The sequence below is a fragment of the Coleofasciculus sp. E2-BRE-01 genome, from assembly GCF_040221695.1.
Taxonomy (GTDB): domain Bacteria; phylum Cyanobacteriota; class Cyanobacteriia; order Cyanobacteriales; family Coleofasciculaceae; genus Coleofasciculus.
The window spans coordinates 1-17,711 of the sequence record NZ_JAVKEA010000015.1 but is presented as its reverse complement, the minus strand read 5'-3'; the positions used below and the strand labels follow the sequence as shown (position 1 = coordinate 17,711).

The 17,711-nt window shown below is 45.5% G+C and carries 12 protein-coding genes; 6 read left to right on the top strand and 6 right to left on the bottom strand.

Annotation, left to right across the window (positions count from 1 at the left end):
• Nucleotides 1-296: 296 nt before the first annotated feature.
• Together gcvP and gcvH are read right to left on the bottom strand one after the other, a co-directional pair.
• Entirely contained in the window at nt 297-3,278 is a 2,982-nt protein-coding gene (gcvP, locus tag RIG66_RS02115) for an aminomethyl-transferring glycine dehydrogenase (protein ID WP_446374759.1), read from the bottom strand.
• A 199-nt stretch (nt 3,279-3,477) separates the two neighbouring features.
• Nucleotides 3,478-3,870, bottom strand: coding sequence for a glycine cleavage system protein GcvH (gcvH, locus tag RIG66_RS02110; RefSeq protein ID WP_446374757.1), 393 nt, complete (start codon nt 3,868-3,870; stop codon nt 3,478-3,480).
• Nucleotides 3,871-3,934: 64 nt separating this feature from the next.
• Between gcvH and RIG66_RS02105 the strand changes: the two genes are divergently transcribed.
• From RIG66_RS02105 to RIG66_RS02080, 6 genes are all read left to right on the top strand, one after another.
• Complete coding sequence (locus RIG66_RS02105) at nt 3,935-4,771, top strand: alpha/beta hydrolase (protein WP_446374755.1); 837 nt, start codon at nt 3,935-3,937, stop codon at nt 4,769-4,771.
• 117 nt (nt 4,772-4,888) lie between these two features.
• Nucleotides 4,889-5,872 (top strand): quinolinate synthase NadA, encoded by a 984-nt coding sequence (gene nadA / locus RIG66_RS02100; protein ID WP_446374753.1) that lies wholly within the window; start codon nt 4,889-4,891, stop codon nt 5,870-5,872.
• A gap of 399 nt (nt 5,873-6,271) precedes the next feature.
• On the top strand, nt 6,272-6,883 hold the full coding sequence (locus RIG66_RS02095) for a cation diffusion facilitator family transporter (RefSeq protein WP_446374751.1): 612 nt from the start codon (nt 6,272-6,274) through the stop codon (nt 6,881-6,883).
• A gap of 424 nt (nt 6,884-7,307) precedes the next feature.
• Entirely contained in the window at nt 7,308-7,916 is a 609-nt protein-coding gene (locus RIG66_RS02090) for a TIGR04282 family arsenosugar biosynthesis glycosyltransferase (RefSeq protein ID WP_446374749.1), read from the top strand.
• Between the two features lie 295 nt (nt 7,917-8,211).
• Nucleotides 8,212-11,415, top strand: a complete 3,204-nt coding sequence (locus RIG66_RS02085) for a hypothetical protein (RefSeq protein ID WP_446374747.1) — start codon at nt 8,212-8,214, stop codon at nt 11,413-11,415.
• Nucleotides 11,416-11,446: 31 nt separating this feature from the next.
• Nucleotides 11,447-12,133, top strand: a complete 687-nt coding sequence (locus RIG66_RS02080; RefSeq protein ID WP_446374745.1) for a TIGR04283 family arsenosugar biosynthesis glycosyltransferase — start codon at nt 11,447-11,449, stop codon at nt 12,131-12,133.
• An 84-nt stretch (nt 12,134-12,217) separates the two neighbouring features.
• Here the strand turns inward: RIG66_RS02080 and RIG66_RS02075 are convergent, their stop codons facing one another.
• The 4 genes from RIG66_RS02075 to RIG66_RS02060 form a co-directional block, all read right to left on the bottom strand.
• Nucleotides 12,218-12,802: a hypothetical protein gene (locus RIG66_RS02075; protein ID WP_446374743.1), complete on the bottom strand. Its 585-nt coding sequence runs from the start codon at nt 12,800-12,802 to the stop codon at nt 12,218-12,220.
• Nucleotides 12,803-13,036: 234 nt separating this feature from the next.
• Nucleotides 13,037-14,374 carry a DNA methylase gene (locus RIG66_RS02070; RefSeq protein ID WP_446374741.1) on the bottom strand — a complete coding sequence of 446 codons (1,338 nt, stop codon included), beginning with the start codon at nt 14,372-14,374 and terminating at the stop codon, nt 13,037-13,039.
• A gap of 167 nt (nt 14,375-14,541) precedes the next feature.
• A complete protein-coding gene (locus RIG66_RS02065) occupies nt 14,542-15,456 on the bottom strand; it encodes a branched-chain amino acid transaminase (RefSeq protein ID WP_446374739.1) in 915 nt (304 codons plus the stop codon).
• Between the two features lie 268 nt (nt 15,457-15,724).
• Nucleotides 15,725-17,485: a M61 family metallopeptidase gene (locus RIG66_RS02060; protein WP_446374737.1), complete on the bottom strand. Its 1,761-nt coding sequence runs from the start codon at nt 17,483-17,485 to the stop codon at nt 15,725-15,727.
• Nucleotides 17,486-17,711: the final 226 nt, after the last annotated feature.

Sequence of the window (17,711 nt, the reverse complement as noted above, 5' to 3'; positions counted from 1 at the left end):
AACGAAAAATAGGGCGTTTCGGCTTTTAGAAGTTAGTTTGACCGAACCGAATTCTGTACGGTTTTCCCCCCTTGTCTTCTTTCCTTCCTTGTCCTCCTTGTCTTGTCCCAACCCTAAAATAAAAAACCTACACCTGTCAGGCTGGGGGAGCTGGGGGAGCTGGGGGAGCTGGGGAAGCTGGGGGAGCAATGTAGAGACGTGCCATGGCGCGTCTGGGTGTAGGGGCGGGTTTGACAGATAACATTTTGCACCAAACTGATAACTTGACTAAACCCGCCCTTCTGGGGAATCCCCAATTAATCTTGGCTATATGCTTCCATACCCACACAAGAACAAACCAGATTGCGATCGCCAAAGGCATTGTTAATCCGCCCTACTGCTGTCCAGAACTTGTGTTCCTTTGTCCACGGTGCCGGATAAGCCGCTTGTTCGCGAGAATAGGGGCGATTCCATTCTCCAGCAATTAACACCTCTGCCGTATGGGGGGCATTTTTCAGCAGATTATTCTCCTGATCAACTTCCCCTGACTCAATCGCCTTAACCTCGCGGCGAATCCCAATCATCGCATCACAGAATCGATCCAACTCTTCCTTCGACTCACTTTCGGTGGGTTCCACCATCATTGTCCCCGCAACGGGCCAAGAAACCGTTGGCGCATGGAACCCATAATCCATTAACCGCTTGGCAATATCATCCACCTCAATCCCGGCAGACTTTTTCAAGCCCCGCAAATCTAAAATACATTCATGCGCCACCAAACCCGATTTCCCTTGATACAGAATCGGATAATAAGGCGCTAAGCGATGGGCAATATAATTCGCATTCAGAATCGCCACCTTCGTCGCTTGGGTTAACCCATCTGCCCCCATTAACGCGATATACATCCAAGAAATCGGTAAAATACTGGCACTTCCCCAAGGGGCTGACGCCACAACGCCAACGGAGTCATTATTGGTTACTGATCCATAACCTTTCACAAACGACACATCCGGCAAAAATGGCACTAAATGCGACTGTACCCCAATCGGTCCCATTCCCGGACCCCCGCCTCCATGGGGAATACAAAAGGTTTTGTGTAAATTTAAATGGCAAACATCCGCCCCATAATCCCCAGGACGACACAATCCCACTTGGGCATTCATATTCGCCCCATCCAGATACACCTGTCCACCATGAGCATGAATCGTATCGCAAATTTCGCGAATGTCTTCCTCAAAAACGCCATGGGTAGACGGATACGTCACCATCAACGCGGCTAAATTCTGGCTGTGCTTTTCTGCCTTTGCCTTCAAATCATCTAAATCAATATTTCCTTGGTCATCACAGGTAACAGCAACCACCTTTAATCCTGCCATAACCGCACTCGCCGGATTAGTCCCATGGGCAGATTGGGGAATCAAACAAATCTGGCGATGTCCCTCACCCCGATGTTCGTGATACTGCCGAATCACCAGTAATCCTGCATATTCTCCTTGCGCCCCCGCATTGGGTTGTAAGGAAATCCCGGCAAATCCAGTAATTTCTGCCAACCACGCCTCAAGCTGCTGGAATAAAAGCTGATAGCCCTGAGTTTGAGACAAGGGGGCGAAGGGATGAATCTGGCTAAATTCCGCCCAGGTAATCGGCATCATCTCAGCGGTGCCATTGAGTTTCATCGTACAAGACCCCAAGGGAATCATTGAGGTGGTGAGGGATAAATCTTTGGCTTGGAGACGATGAAGATAGCGCAATAACTCAGTTTCTGAATGATAACGGTGAAAAACTGGGTCAGTCAGATAAGCACTGGTGCGGGCAAAAGGCGGTTCAAACCCGTCAACCTCTCGTTTCAGCAGGGAATCCACAGGAAACGGTAGGGAATCAATGCCTTCAACACCAACTGATCCGAAAATATCCAGGAGAGTCACCACATCTTGGAACGTTGTCACTTCATCCAGAGTAATCGCGATCGCACTCTCATCCAACACCCGCAGATTCATCCCCTTGGCTTGCGCCGCCTTGAGAATATCGCCGATTTCCTGGCTATCGAACTCAACCCGCACCGTATCAAAGAAGGGTTGTGAGCTAATGTTATAACCCAAGCGTTCCAACCCGGCTGCCAATATCACCGTTAACCGATGCACACGCTGGGCAATTTGCTTAAGCCCCTCTGGTCCATGATAAACCGCATACATACTGGCAATTACCGCCAGCAAGACTTGGGCGGTACAAATATTACTCGTGGCTTTATCCCGCCGGATATGCTGTTCCCGGGTTTGTAAGGCAAGGCGCAAAGCGGGTTTGCCTTGGGCATCCTTAGACACCCCCACAATTCGCCCCGGAACCTGCCGTTTATATGCCTCACGGGTAGCAAAATATGCTGCATGGGGTCCACCGTATCCCAGGGGTACACCAAAGCGTTGCGTCGTTCCTACAGCAATATCTGCACCGAATTCACCTGGGGGTGTGAGCAGGGTGAGACTTAACGGATCAGCCGCGACGGTAACTAAACCGCCCGCCTCATGTACCTGGTTAACAAACTCCCGATAATCGTAAATCGTGCCATCGGTAGCCGGATATTGCAGTAATGCCCCAAAAATTGGCGACTCAAAGTCAAGCGTCTGATGATCCCCAACAATAATCTCAATTCCCAACGGTTTCGCCCGGGTTTGCACCACCTGAATCGTTTGCGGATGGCAATCCTGAGACACAAAGAAGGCATTGGCTTTGGTTTTGCACAAGCCATAACTCATACTCATCGCTTCCGCCGCTGCTGTGCCTTCATCCAGTAACGACGAATTGGCGATATCTAAACCCGTTAAATCAATAATTAGGGTTTGAAAGTTCAACAACGCCTCCAGTCGCCCTTGAGCAATTTCAGCTTGATAGGGGGTGTAGGCGGTATACCAACCCGGATTTTCCAGAATATTCCGCTGGATCACGGGTGGGGTGATACAGTCGTGATACCCCATACCAATGAACGAGCGAAACACCTGATTCTTTGAGGCAATGTCCCGAAGGTGGGCAAGGGCAGCTTTTTCACTTTGGGCGGGGGGTAAGTTTAGGGGATGATTTAACCGAATGGTGGAGGGAACCGCGACATCAATCAATTCATCCAGGCTGGAGTAACCCAAAACATCCAGCATTTGCGCTACATCTTCAGCATTGACACCAATATGCCGTTTAGTAAAAGAATCGGTTGATATGAGATGATCCGCTGCCGCAGAAAGAGTGGGCTGAGAATCACTGGAGAAGCCATTGAGGGTTGTGTCTGGATTAACTGAGACATTTGAGTTAGCCATATCAAACCGATTGATTCAAGGATTTTGGTGCATCAAGCCGCTAGAGTCAGCGCGACTCCTTATTATTTTTTAACAAACCATTCACAATTGTGCTGTTATTCGTCATTTGTCATTCGTCATTCGTCATTTGTTAATTCGCTTCCCCAGCTTCCCCTGCTCCCAGACGTAGCATGCTACGTCTCTACATTGCTCCCCCTGCTTACTCCTCTCCCTCAACCTGAGCCTGATATTCAGCCGCCGACAAGGTGTCTTCCAATTCATCGGCATCATTGACTCGCACTTTCAGAAACCATCCTTCACCGTAAGGATCTTCAGCAATCTGTTCGGGCGATTCCACGACAGCATCGTTGCGTTCAATCACCGTTCCCGTAACCGGGGCATACATATCCTCAACGGCTTTCACCGATTCAATCGTGCCAAAGGTTTCCCCTTTTTCTAAAGCACTATTTACATCAGGCAGTTCGATGAACACAATATCACCTAACTGATCGATGGCAAAGGCACTAATCCCAATCGTGGCAATTTCCCCATCGAGTCGTACATACTCGTGGCTGTCTAGATACTTTAAGTCTTCTGGATACTCTAAAGCCATGTCATGTCCTCAAGAAAGCAGCAAAGCTAAGTGTACAACTTCTGATCGCGCCCTAATCAACGCTATGGATCAAGAAACTCTCAAACGACGGCTCTTAGGTGAGTTTAGCTGGAAACGACTGGTGCGATCGCTAATTTTCATTTACGTCTTCTTTGCCGTATACGTCTTCTTTATGGCAGATCGGATGATTTTCCTACCTCGCCCCTCCAGCTACCCAGACACCCCTGACATTCTCAAAGTGACGACGGCTGATGATCTCCAGATTTCCGCCGTTTACTTGCCCAATCCGACAGCTACCTATACTATCCTCTATATTCACGGGAATGCCGAAGACATCGGCGAGATTCAGCCCCTGCTGCACCATCTGCACAGTCTCGGATTTAGCGTCTTTGCCTACGATTATCGCGGCTATGGCACAAGTCAGGGAAGTCCCTCTGAACGTAATGCCTATCGCGATAGTGACACCGCCTTTACCTATTTAAAAGAGCAACTGGGAGTACCCCCCGAACAAATTATCGCCTATGGACGTTCTGTTGGCGGCGGTTCAGCCGTAGATTTAGCCGCCCGTCACCCGTTGGCAGGTTTAATCCTCGAAAGTTCGTTCACCTCAGCCTTTCGCGTCGTGCTACCCATCCCGATTTTACCCTTTGACAAATTCCCCAACCTGGATAAGATTACCCAGGTAAACTGTCCCGTCTTAGTCATCCATGGAACCGCCGATGAAACGATTTCCCTCTCCCACGGAAAACGCCTATTTGCCGCCGCCCCTGAACCGAAACGCTCCTTCTGGGTAGAGGGTGCAAGTCATAATGATCTGTTCTGGGTGGCTGGAGAGCAATATGGGGAAGCGTTACAGGACTTTGCCCAGTTAGTCGCCACAGCGCAATCCCCCGACGAATGACAAATGACAAAGGACAAATGACCAATTCGTCAAGAAAGAATGACATCACCCCTGCTATTTTTGGTAAAATTCACTATAATTAATTTGGAAGGTATATATTCCGGGTAATTTACAACATTGTTTACAACCGTACTGCCTCAAACGAAACAACCCTTTGGGTCAATCCCTGATGACCTATTTGACGCCATTGACACCCTCAAGCGGGAACTCAACGCCGTTATCCTTGCCCACTACTACCAAGACCCAGATATTCAGGATATTGCCGATTATATTGGCGATTCTTTAGGACTTTCCCGCCAAGCTGCTGATACAGATGCAGATGTTATTGTCTTCGCGGGTGTTCATTTCATGGCAGAAACTGCCAAAATTCTCAATCCTGACAAACTTGTTCTTCTACCCGATTTAGAGGCAGGTTGCTCTCTGGCTGATAGTTGTCCCCCGGATGCATTTGCCCAGTTTAAGGCAGAATACCCTGACCATTTGGTCATCTCTTATATCAACTGCTCCGCCGAAATTAAGGCGATGAGCGACATTATTTGCACCAGTTCCAACGCCGTCGATATTGTCCAGCAAATTCCCCCAGATCAACCGATTATTTTTGCCCCAGATCGGAATTTAGGACGCTATGTAATGCAGCAGACAGGTCGGGATTTACTCCTGTGGCAAGGAAGCTGTATTGTTCACGAAACCTTCTCAGAAAAAAGAATTGTTCAACTCCAGATTGAACATCCTGATGCCGAGGTAATTGCTCATCCCGAATGCGAACCTCCAGTATTACGTCACGCCAGCTATATTGGCTCAACCACTGCGCTATTAAAGTATTCGCAAACCAGTCCCCGTTCCAAGTTTATTGTGGCGACAGAACCGGGAATTATTCACCAAATGCAAAAGCAAATGCCCGATAAGCGCTTTATTCCAGCGCCTGCCACGAATAATTGTAACTGCAATGAATGTCCCTACATGCGGTTAAATACGCTGGAAAAACTTTATCTAGCGATGAAGCAGCGCCAGCCGGAAATTACCTTACCCGAACACATTCGGATTGCGGCGTTACAACCGATTCAGCGCATGTTAGACATGAGTGCCAAGGTTAAGGTTTAAGTTCGGCAAAAATTAGGGCAGAATTTACGCTTTCTTTCAGGCACAGTTGCTACCTGTAGGGGACTCTTCATGAAGGTGGGGAAGGGCGGGTTTTGTAGAAACATTATTGGTTTCTCGGGTAATTTTAGTCCTAAACCCGCCCCTACAGGGGATTTTATGCCACAATACCAGATTGATAGATTAACCGAAAACCGGACAACAAAACCAACCGGATTTTCCGGCGCGATCGCACGCCAAAGATGTAGGATCGGGTTTAGGGTTAAAATGAGTTAACCAACCTCAAACTGCACAACGAAACCCGCCCTAATCCCAACCTGGCATACAGGGAAAAATGTTATTAATCATATCTTGTATCGAACCTATCAACTAACCCCACCAATCCTGCTGAGGTATTTTTTAATGAGTAAGGTTTATAAAAAAGGACTTTATTTAGAATATTTTACCGTTGGCTATAACATTCTTGAAGCCATTGCTTCTATTCTTTTAGGCGCGATTAATAATAGTATTGCATTAATTGGATTTGGACTCGATAGTATTGTTGAATCCTTATCAGGATGTATTTTAATTTGGCGTCTCAGCCAGCATCAAAAGCTAACACCGGAAGCTGAAGCCAAAATTGAGCGACAAGCTACCCAGTTTGTGGCAATTACATTTTTCTTGATGGCTGGATATATTGGATTTGAGTCGCTGAGAAAGTTAATTAACCAAGACGCCCCAGAGCCATCATTGCTGGGGATTATTCTCGCTATCCTTTCGTTGATTATTATGCCTCTGTTGGCATGGCAAAAAAACAAAGTTGGCAAACAACTCAATAGTCGGGCATTGATTGCCGATGCTAAAGAAACCTTGGTCTGTTCCTTTCTTTCAGTGGCATTATTTTTAGGGTTAGCAGGAAATTACTGGTTTGGCTTCTGGCAAGCTGATCCGTTTGCTGGATTTATTATCGTGTTTTATTTGATTAAAGAAGGCTGGGAGATTTGGGAAGAAGCTCACGAATCTGATGTTGACTGAATCACTATACCATGTCTCTAAATTCAATAAGTCACCATTTGTAGGGGTACGATAGTATCCATTGGTGTCAACTTAAGCCACAACCCCCTCACCCCCAGCCCCTCTCCCACCCTAGGGAGAGGGGAGGAAGAAAGGTGTTATATTCCAGACATAGGCAGCTACATCTTTTATCATTAATCATTCCGGTTCCCCTTCTCCCTTGATGGGAGAAGGGGTTAGGGGATGAGGGTGAAACACTTGCCAGTATTAGTTCTCACCTTAAGTTGACATGCATGGATAGTATCGTGTCCCTACAAATGGTGATTTAGATGCCAAGAAAGCGTAAGCTCTGAAACGGTTATGCATTTAATTGGCATACCCTACACCTCACAGCCCTGACAACGATTTCACTATCGTTTATTTAGATGCACATCAGTTTAATCGAATGACTCCAGCTACTGTAAAAGAATCTCTAATTATTTTCACCCGCTATCCCGAACCAGGAAAAACCAAAACACGTATGATTCCCGCTCTGGGGGAGGAAGGTGCGGCAAACCTGCAACGCCAGATGACAGAAAATACCCTGGCTAAAGCCAAAAAACTGCAAGCATTTCATCCTGTATCTGTAGAAATTCATTTTGCTGGGGGGAATCAACAACTAATGCAAGCTTGGTTAGGTGCTGATGTGATTTACCATCAACAAGGTGAGGGAGATTTAGGCGAGCGCATGGTATCGGCATTTGAGAAATCGTTTGCGGCGGAAATGAAAGGTGTGGTGATTATTGGTACAGATTGCCCCGATTTAAACCCTCAAATAATCGCTGAGGCATTTAAATGGCTGGAAACGCAGGATTTAGTATTAGGACCTGCCCAAGATGGGGGATATTATCTGATTGGTTTGCGGCGGTTAATTCCTGAACTCTTCGTGGGAATTCATTGGGGAACCTCGCAAGTCAGACAACAAACCGTAGAAATTACCGAGCGCTTGGGATTAGCGATCGCATCTCTGCCCATACTCCATGATATTGACCGTCCCGAGGATTTGGGCAGGTGAGAACAACCTATTATTTTGCCGAAAGAGAATATTTTGTATCTATCGAGAGACTGATTTTTTTACCCTCAAAGTGTGATTAGATTAGCCCCTATCGCGTTATTTTTAGCGCTTTAGCGCGAATTGAGCGAAATCATAGGAATACGAGGAATTTATCGGGCTTTTGCCCGGTGTAAGTCTGCCCTGTTCGGTTAACTTTTCCCTACCCCTGCAAATCGACGCTAGGGGTAGATTTACCGTTCCTAGTCGGCGTTGTCTGCGCCACCTCTTATGACTGTTGAAACTTAAATGGTAGATTGTGAATAACCTGAAAACTCAATTCTTTAGTAGGGTAATCAGTAGCCTTGCTCTTTCCTTGTGCATCTGTAGTCTTTTCACTCCTCCAGTTCAGGCTGAAGGAAGCCGGGAATTAACCTCCAGTGGTGGCTTTCGCCCGTTTTTGGACTATCGCGAAGACTCTCTGGATACAGGACCAATACAGCGCCAAACGACGATTCTGGTTTATGCTAAGGCAGGTGAGACACTCTACTTGGGTTCCAGTGCTGTGGGCGTCGGTCGGGGTAGGATTGATTACACAAAACCCAGTGGTGCATCTGGTAGTTGCGACGACACGGGTAAGATTGAAAATCGTGCAGAAGAAGAAATAGGACCGAATACTCTTTTTTCTGGGGGTTACACCCCTTGTATCGAGGACGTCGATCAAACTGGGGTTTGGCAAATTGACTTTGTTAGTCCTGATCCTTCGAGTACAGTCAACCCAGAGCCTATTGCTGCCGACGAGGATTGGTCTCCACAAGATGATAATGATAACTTCGTAACCGCTTGGGATGTCACCGTAGCCGACGAGGATAGACCCATTAAAGGTCGCGCCTTTGCCAATTTTCTGGCACTGAATATGGGGGATTTAGACGTACCCCTGAGTTCCGAAGCCTACATCTTGACCGAAGCAGGTTATGTTTACCGCATTGACTTGAATGGTACAGAACCCTTTGGATTTATCTTCTTCTCAAACAATAAAGGATTTAGACAACCCAATGGCAACCCATTCTTCTCTTCTGTTCCCCTAGATCCACCCCCTGACTTCCAAAATCCATTACGCAATCCCGATACTGGTGATGACCGAACTCACAGAATTTTCTTTAACCGACCTGAACCCGGAATTCTCGGAACTCCCCTAGAACCGATGGCTCCTGGGGACGTGAGCAATTTTAGGTTTATCGGTGAGGACAGTACGCGAGGTCAAGCCGCCTCGCCGGGTGGTGGTATCTTTCGGTTCACAGCGACACAGGCGGGTAGTTACAGAGTTGTCATTGACTTAAATGGCGATGGCATATTCGGAAACGATGACGGCTCAATCCGAGACAGAATCATCACGGGTCGAGTGACTGAAGGGGAAAATCAAGTGGTTTGGGATGGTTTAGATGGGAATGATAACCCCATACCAGGCGGACTTCAGGGATTCCGGGTTCGCATCAATCTGTTTGCGGCTCAAGTCCATTTTCCGTTTTTAGATGTGGAAGCGAGTCCCAATGGGATTATCCTGGAACGGCTGAATGGTCAAAACAGTCCAGATTTTACCGTTTACTATGACGATAGCCGTTTTAGTGGACCTGGCATTCCTCCTGATCCCCTAGATGCCTCAATCAATGGAGTGGGTCTAGAAGGAATCAACAGCAGTAATGGCGCTCATCGCTATGGTTGTTCTGATTCGAGTAGTGAAGAAACTTGCTTTGGCGATGTTAGGGGTATTGACACTTGGGCGTTTTTACCGTCTCAGGATTTTACCTTTACCGATGCTATTGTCATTGCAGAAGCAGACTTGGCAATTGAAAAACGGATTCGTTCAGACCGAGTGGTTGCCAATGATACGATTGACTTCGAGATCACTGTAACCAATAATGGTCCCAATGATGTCATGGGGGCAACGGTAAGGGATGATATTCCCGACACGATTACTGATGTCAGGTGGACTTGTGCAATTACTGACGGTAGCGGGAGTTGCGGTGCGGCAAATGGTACAGGTAATGCGATTGATACAACCGTCACGCTCGACCCGGAGGCTACCGCTACTTATAGGGTAATCGGCACTCTATCGAGAACGGCTTCCGGAACCTTAACCAATACCGCCACAGTTCCCCTCGGACCCGGTGATTCCATAGGAGATGACGTAACCGATCCCAATCCGGATAACAATACCGATACGGTTCAAACCCCCATCGAACGAACCGCCGACTTGAGCCTAACTAAAACAACAACCCCTGATAATCCCGAACCGGGGGACAATGTAACCATCTCCATCACCGTAACCAATGATGGACCTCTCGCCACAACTGATGTGCAAGTTAGGGACTCCTTACCAGCCGGATTGAGCTTTGTTTCAGCAACACCCAGCCAGGGAAGCTATGATAACCAAACGGGCGTCTGGACTGTGGGCACTCTGGATAACGAAAGTAGCGCCATGTTGCAAATTCAGGCAACCTTAACCACGACTGAAACCGTCGTCAATCGATCGCAAGTTATAGCCTCAGATCGACCTGACCCAGATTCTACCCCAGGAAACAGCATTGCTGGCGAGGATGACCAAGATAGTGTGACGATTCCCTTGCAATTCGTTGACCTCGGCTTGAGCAAAACCGCACGCCCAAACCAAGCCAATGTGGGAGACGAAATAACGTATACCATTACTCTGACCAATAATGATACGAATGACGCGACTGATGTGGCGGTGACGGAACCCTTACCCCCTGAGATAACCTTTAGATCGGCAGAAACGTCTCAAGGTTCATACAATCGCCGCACCGGAATTTGGTCAGTGGGGAATCTAGCCAATGGTAATGAGGCTATGTTACAGATTAATGCCACTGGGGATATTCCCGGTTCCGTTACTAACACGGCGGTGATTAGTGCTTTAGATCAAGATGATCCGAATCCTGGGAATGATCGAGACAGTGCTGAGGTATTTTTGGCTGGAGAACCACACTTGCTTCTAGTGAAACGGATTACTGAGGTGAGGAGAGATGGACAAGTGATCGAAGGCATTAACTTTGATACGGTTGTAGACGATCCCACTGATCCGGATGATAACGCGATTGGCTGGTCTCAGCTACCGGGGGGAGGGCTTTTAGGGGTTCCGATGATTAGTCCTGATAGACGTTTAGAAAGTGGTGATACTGTGGAATATACAATCTATTTCCTGTCAAATGGTGGCACAGTGGTTAATGGTGTCGATGTTTGTGATCTGATTCCTCAAGGGACAACGTTTATCTCAGATAGTTTTAGACAAGGGAGCGGAATTGTGTTAAATCAAGATGGGACACCGACACCCCAAAGTAATGCATCGGATCAAGATTCGGGGACATTTTTTCCGCCTCTCAATCCGGTATCAACGCCTTGTGCTGAAACCAACAATCCCAATGGCGCTGTGGTTGTCGATTTAGGCGATATTTCTAGCACCGCTCCCAATAATGTGGGATTGATTCGCTTTCGGGTGGAAATTGATTGACAATGGGGATTAGGGCAGAAACTCTAATGTAATGAAAACCGAAACAATTTCAGTTATTATTCCCGTTTTAAATGAAGCGAATACGATTGGTTCAGTCTTAGATAGACTGGTTAATACTGACAATGTGGAGGTTATTGTGGTAGATGGGGCGAGTCAAGATGAAACCGTCAGTGTGGCGCGATCGCGAAATGTCCAGGTTATTTCTACCCCACCCGGTCGCGCCTGTCAAATGAATGCGGGTGCAGCGAGGGCGACGGGTGATATTCTTCTATTTCTCCACGCCGATACTCGTTTACCAGCAAACTTTGATTGTTTAATCCGCCAAGCGCTACAAGAACCCCAAATCATTGCAGGGGCGTTTGAATTACGCATTGATTCTCAACAGTTTGGCTTGCGCCTCATTGAACGACTGGTAAATTGGCGATCGCGTTTTTTTTCGATGCCTTATGGCGACCAAGCTATCTTTTTAAAAGCGACTGTTTTCCATGATATAGGTGGTTTTCCAAATTTGCCAATTATGGAAGATTTTAAATTCATTCGTCGCTTGCAACCTCAGGGACAGATTACGATTGTTTCAGAATCGGTTCTGACATCAGGACGACGATGGAAACGGTTAGGTATCATCAAAACCACTCTAATTAACCAGCTTATTATTTTGGGGTATTTTTGGAGAGTTTCTCCTGAAAAACTGGCGCGATGGTATCGGGGAAAAGAGTAATGTCTTCGTGCCAATCAGTACCTGGACATAATTTCTGTCCGCTGTACTCAGAAATAATAACAAGCGTCAAATGTTTACTGTTGCCTAAGCTACACCCTGACCTTCAATTGTCAAAGGTTCAGAAACCGCCTGTGTTTCGATTTCTATTGCTATTTTATAATGAGTAAATATAGGAATTACAATTCCCGGATCTTGCCAACCTGTCAAAGTTCCTGTATTTACCTCTCCTTCTGGTGATAACAGCACCTCTCCGGCATCATTCAGTGGATTAAGACCATCGCTTATACCTAAATAGAACGTCTCGTTTTCAGAAAAATTGAACCCAACTTCTCCAATTCCTGCTGCTAGCCCTTTGCCCATTTCGTCAAATAAAAATAAGGACAAAGATGATAAAGATGATACCGATAATAAGGGATTTTGAGCAACACTAAATTTTAAAAATGCTTGACGTTCAGATTCAAGTTGGTAGAGATCGATATCTGCCGGACTAAACAAACTACCCTCAATTGTGTCAATCATTGGCACTGCGATTAGACCTTGAGCGGATGAAATTAGTTGTCCTGCATCATCATCTTCAATAAAGGTTGATTCTGAGGCGGTGTTGTCTAATCCTCTGGGGAGACTCTTCCCGCCCATCAACGTCGTTAATAATGATTTAAAATTTATCATCGGCTTTCTCCTAAAAAACGTTGAGACGAATCAAGTTAACTTAATTCGTCCGTTTGCTTAACCTTAAAATCATTTTTTGGTTTTTTCAGTTAATTGTATTGATTCTAAATTAATTTTAATTAAACTTAAATTTTTAATTCAATAATGTTTACATTCAGTCAAGTTCGATCACCTATCATCTTACATGATATTGATTTAAAATCTGCTCTAGCAAACCATCTAAATGTTCTTGAGTCATGTTTTGCTTTTTTGCAATACAACAACGGTATCATGTTTAATTGTTCCTGCCCAATTTACATTTCTAGGTAAATTTAATCGGCGATTTTTTAGCAATAAATGAAATTGAAATAGTTTGACAAAGTCAATTTCTTCAGCTATTTTCGTTAAAAGTTTAGCCACTGGAATCTCAACGCCGCAAATTTTACTAATATCGCCAATTGCAAAGCAATAATAGCCACCTGAATTAAGATGATTGAAGCAGCTTAAAAAATGCTCCTTCATATCCATGCAGTATTGATAAACAACTCTTGCTCGAAGCTGATTTTGTCCTTTACTCGCTTGATATTGCGTACCGTGGTAAATGTCAGCAATCAAATCATCTAGATAGGAATTTCCGGTTTTTCCCAATTGGCAATACTCTTTTCTGGGAATTCTTTCTGTGCCAATTTCTTGAGTATATAAATCAAGTCTGGCGCGATCATTGCTCACTAAACCCAACCAATGTAACTCAAACTTAGACGCCCAAACGTAATCAATTGCATTAATATAAGGCGGCGAAGTAATAACGGCATCACAACGCCAATCGCCTGTAAGATTAATAGCTGTTTTTGAATTCAATTCTATGGCATTTTCAAACGAGTTATTCAAAACAAACTGCCATTCCCCAATTGCTTCTAAAGCTTTATCAAGATAGTCTTTAAAATACCGATAAACATCTTCGCGAGAACGCTGGGGAATTTCTTTGATATTCGCTCGTTTTGCGGCGAGAATCATGCCATCATTCATATCAGATGTTTTGCGGACTGTCGAAGCAAAAACCAGCCAAAATAAAGGTTGTATCGCTTCCGGAACTTGAAAAATTTGCGTTCGGAGACTTTCTAATCCAGCTTGGACAGATTTTTGAAACCAAAAATCTTTATTGGCGAAATTGATGGTTTCTAATGGATGTTTTACTGTATAAGCATTTTGCAGTATTTGCTCGGCATAGTCGAGAATCTCGGCTCCATCGTATACATGGGTTTTAACGCGACAGATAAGGCGACTTAAAGGATGATAGTCAAGCCAATAAATTGATGCACCTTGTAATAAAGTTTCAATAATTGTTGTTCCTGAACCGGCAAAAGGTTCTAATATTTTACATTGTTCTGTACCATACTTGCTTAAAAACCAATGCGGGATTTCCGGAATGGATTTGGCAGGTTGAAAACCAAGGGAATGAATTTTGAGAGGTTGTTTTCGTTGTAAAGAAATTAGGGAATCTTCGGGGAGATCGATCGGAATTTCACCCTCAAGATGTAAGTAGGAGGATTGGGGTATAGTATTATCGGTTTCAAATAACGAAAGTTGTTTCATACTACTCTAGGTTAACGAGTCCCATTGGGTTAGACACAAGCCAGATGGAAGCCTATAACCGTTGTCGGTTTAGATTGGGCTGAGTCTTATTTTTCCATCATCCAACGCCAGGGGCTTAGTCGGTTGGGTTTCGCTTACGCTCTACCCAACCGACTGGAACGTTTACTCTACTCTAGAGGAACAACATACACCCAATCTTGATAATTTGGATCGCGATTTTCCGTAATTGCCGTAATTTTATCTCTCAGTTTCTCTGTGATGGGTCGCGTTTTCGATAATTCATAATTCTCAATCCGTTTAATTGGAGTAATTTTAGCCGCCGTTCCACTTAAAAATGCTTCATCGGCAATAAATAACTCCGATTTATCTACAGGGCGTTCGATTGTGGGGATACCTAAATCCTTTGCCAGCGTCAGGATACTATCTCTGGTGATTCCTTCTAAAATATCTTGGTCATATCCCGGCGTAATCAGTTGCCCATTCCGCACCATAAATATATTCATCCCGGAGGCTTCACAGATTTTTCCCTGAGCATTCATTAATAATGCTTCATCAAATCCAGATTCTACCGCCTCTGTCTTTGCTAGAGATGATGTGATATAGGCGCCACTAATTTTACCTCTCAAGGGTAAACTGTGATCCGCTTGACGATACCAGGAACTAATCCGACAGCTTACTCCTTCTGGGGATAAATAATCACCCAGTTCTAATCCATAGACGAAAAAGTCCTTTTCAATCTTATGCAGTCTGGGGGCAATTCCCAAATCGGACGTATAAATAAAGGGTCGGATATAAAACGAGGTTTTAACTTGATTTTTTTTGACGAAATCTACAATTATAGTTTTGATTTTATCTGCGGGTAAGTCGTAATGTAAATATTTGGCACTATCACTTAATCGTTTACAATGGCGGTCTAAACGAAACAAGAGAATTTGTTCGGGGTTTTGGGGGTCAGGAATCCCCCGCAATCCGCCAAAAGCGCCTGTCCCATAATGCAGCGCATGGGTAGCAATGGAAATTTTGGCATCATCGAAGGGAAGAAATTGGTTTTGAAAGTAAGCGATTGGCAGAAATTTATGCATTTTTAAACTAGACAGTCAAGGCTGCGGGAAGGTATGGTTATCGATTTTACTACAGGTCAGTGATTTTGCCAGGGACTAGCACATCGATTTAGGCGTAGGGGCGGGTTTCACTATTCAGGACTTACGCAGGTACATCATATATGGTGGCAATGGTGCGTTACGCTACGCTAACGCACGATGGCGGACTGACACAGCTAAAATTGTGGAATAGATTTGACGTTTAAACCGGGCGCAAGTCTTTGCGCCCCTACGGTTGCTGGGTATGCGCTTAATCCTCCTTGGTGTTCAACCACCCGGCTAAATTCTGCTTTTGAGTCTCCGAGGGATTCTCAAGCTGCACAACTTGGTAGCGGGTGGGTTGGGATTCGCCTAGGGTAACGGGTAAGGTACAAAGTTCGTCTTGATGGAACACGGTTACCTGAATTGTGTCACCGGGATGGTAATCTTTAAGGCGATCGCATAATTGATCGGCACTGACTCGCCAACCGTCTATTGCCAGTAATTGATCCCCTGCATCTACCCCAGCTATTCCCGCCGGAGAGGTGGCGTTGACAAATTTAACGACCTCTTGCCCATTTTCACTCTTGACAATTACCCCTAAATAAGGTTTAGAGTCCTCATCTTCTACTGCCTTGAGTTTTAAGCCAAAGGGTTCGAGATACTCATCGAAGGGCAATTCTTCTGTCCCCTCAATGTAGCGGCGGAAGAAGTCGCTCAAATCCGTATCAGCGACAGACTCCAACACCTCTTGCAGTTGTTGAGGCGTAAAGCCAACCTCCTTGGCACCAAACTCTTGCCACATCCGCTGCATCACATCATCAAGGGAACGCTGATTGCCATGACGCGATCGCACCAGCAAATCCAGTAATAAGGATACCATTTCGCCTTTGAGATAATAGGAGATCTGACTATTATCACTATTGGCATCCCGGCGATATAACTTAATCCAAGCATCAAAACTGGACTCACTCAGGGGTTGCACCAAACGCCCTGGGATCAGTTGCATCCGGGTAATTTCTTTACCTAATCCCTCTAAAAAGGTCTTACTGTCGTAAATCTTTGCCCGTAAGGGGAGGACTAAATCATAGTAACTGGTTGTCCCTTCACAAAACCACAGGGATGTGGTAAAGCTTTCTTGTTCATAGTTAAACCGTTCTAAGACTTTGGGGCGAATCCGCTTAACATTCCACAGGTGAAAGAACTCATGGGCGACTAATTGCATGAAGCGATTGTATTTATCTTTCGCCCGGAACCCGAAACGGGGATAATTTAAGGAACAAGAGGTTTTATGTTCTAAACCGCCAAAGCCTGTGGACGATAAATGCAGTAAAAACAAATACCGTTCGTAGGGTAATCCCCCATATAACTCGGCTTCTGTCTCGATAATTTTCGTCGTATCGGCAATAATCCGTTGGGGATCAGCATTTCCCTGTCCCCAAATTGCCAGTTGATGCGGTTTACCCAGAACTTCAAAGTCGTAAACCTGTTGTGTGCCAATTTCAAAGGGACTATCGACTAAGGTGTCAAAATCACTTGCCTCAAAGGTATTCTCAGCACCATCAACAGGGGGTAAGGGTGTGGTTGTCTGCCAATCGGATTTAGGGGGTACAATCGTCACCTGAATCGGCTGTTGCTCAAAACCCGGGACAAACAGGAATAATGCCGCCCCATTAAAATAGCCGTGAGTGGCATCTAGGTGATTGGTGCGTACTGATAATTCATTGGCAAAGACGCGGTAGCGGACAACGATGGTTGAGGCGTCTCCAGTTTGAACCTGCCAGTGATTTTTACTCTGTTTATTCCAGGGTAAGGGCTGGTTTCCAGTCTCAACTCGGAAATCCTGTAGGTGTTTGGCATACTCCCGCACTAGATAAGAACCCGGAGTCCAGACGGGCATTTTTAAATCTAGCAGCGATTCCGACCAACCATTCACCTGTAGCGTCACCTCAAACAGATGAGATTGAGGTTGAGGCATAGCGACGTGATAATGGAAGGTGGGTTTAGTCATTTGTCCTTTGTCATTTGTCATTCGTCCTTTGTTGATGGTTGATGGTTGATAGTTCATGGTTGATGGTTAGATGGTTCATGGTTCATTGGTAATCCCCTCCCCCATCCTGACAGGTGTAGGTTTTTTATTTTATGGTTGGGACAAGACAAGGCGGACAAGGAAGGAAAGTAGACAAGGGGGAAAAACCGTACAGAATTCGGTTCGGTCAAACTAACTTCTAAAAGCCGAAACGCCCTATTTTTCGTTC

Coding starts and splice junctions, on each gene's coding strand:
- gcvP (WP_446374759.1), bottom strand. CDS start 3,278: ATGGCTAACTCAAATGTCTCAGTTAATCCAGACACAACCCTCAATGGC.
- gcvH (WP_446374757.1), bottom strand. CDS start 3,870: ATGGCTTTAGAGTATCCAGAAGACTTAAAGTATCTAGACAGCCACGAG.
- RIG66_RS02105 (WP_446374755.1), top strand. CDS start 3,935: ATGGATCAAGAAACTCTCAAACGACGGCTCTTAGGTGAGTTTAGCTGG.
- RIG66_RS02095 (WP_446374751.1), top strand. CDS start 6,272: ATGAGTAAGGTTTATAAAAAAGGACTTTATTTAGAATATTTTACCGTT.
- RIG66_RS02090 (WP_446374749.1), top strand. CDS start 7,308: ATGACTCCAGCTACTGTAAAAGAATCTCTAATTATTTTCACCCGCTAT.
- RIG66_RS02080 (WP_446374745.1), top strand. CDS start 11,447: ATGAAAACCGAAACAATTTCAGTTATTATTCCCGTTTTAAATGAAGCG.
- RIG66_RS02075 (WP_446374743.1), bottom strand. CDS start 12,802: ATGATAAATTTTAAATCATTATTAACGACGTTGATGGGCGGGAAGAGT.
- RIG66_RS02070 (WP_446374741.1), bottom strand. CDS start 14,374: ATGAAACAACTTTCGTTATTTGAAACCGATAATACTATACCCCAATCC.
- RIG66_RS02065 (WP_446374739.1), bottom strand. CDS start 15,456: ATGCATAAATTTCTGCCAATCGCTTACTTTCAAAACCAATTTCTTCCC.
- RIG66_RS02060 (WP_446374737.1), bottom strand. CDS start 17,485: ATGACAAATGACAAAGGACAAATGACTAAACCCACCTTCCATTATCAC.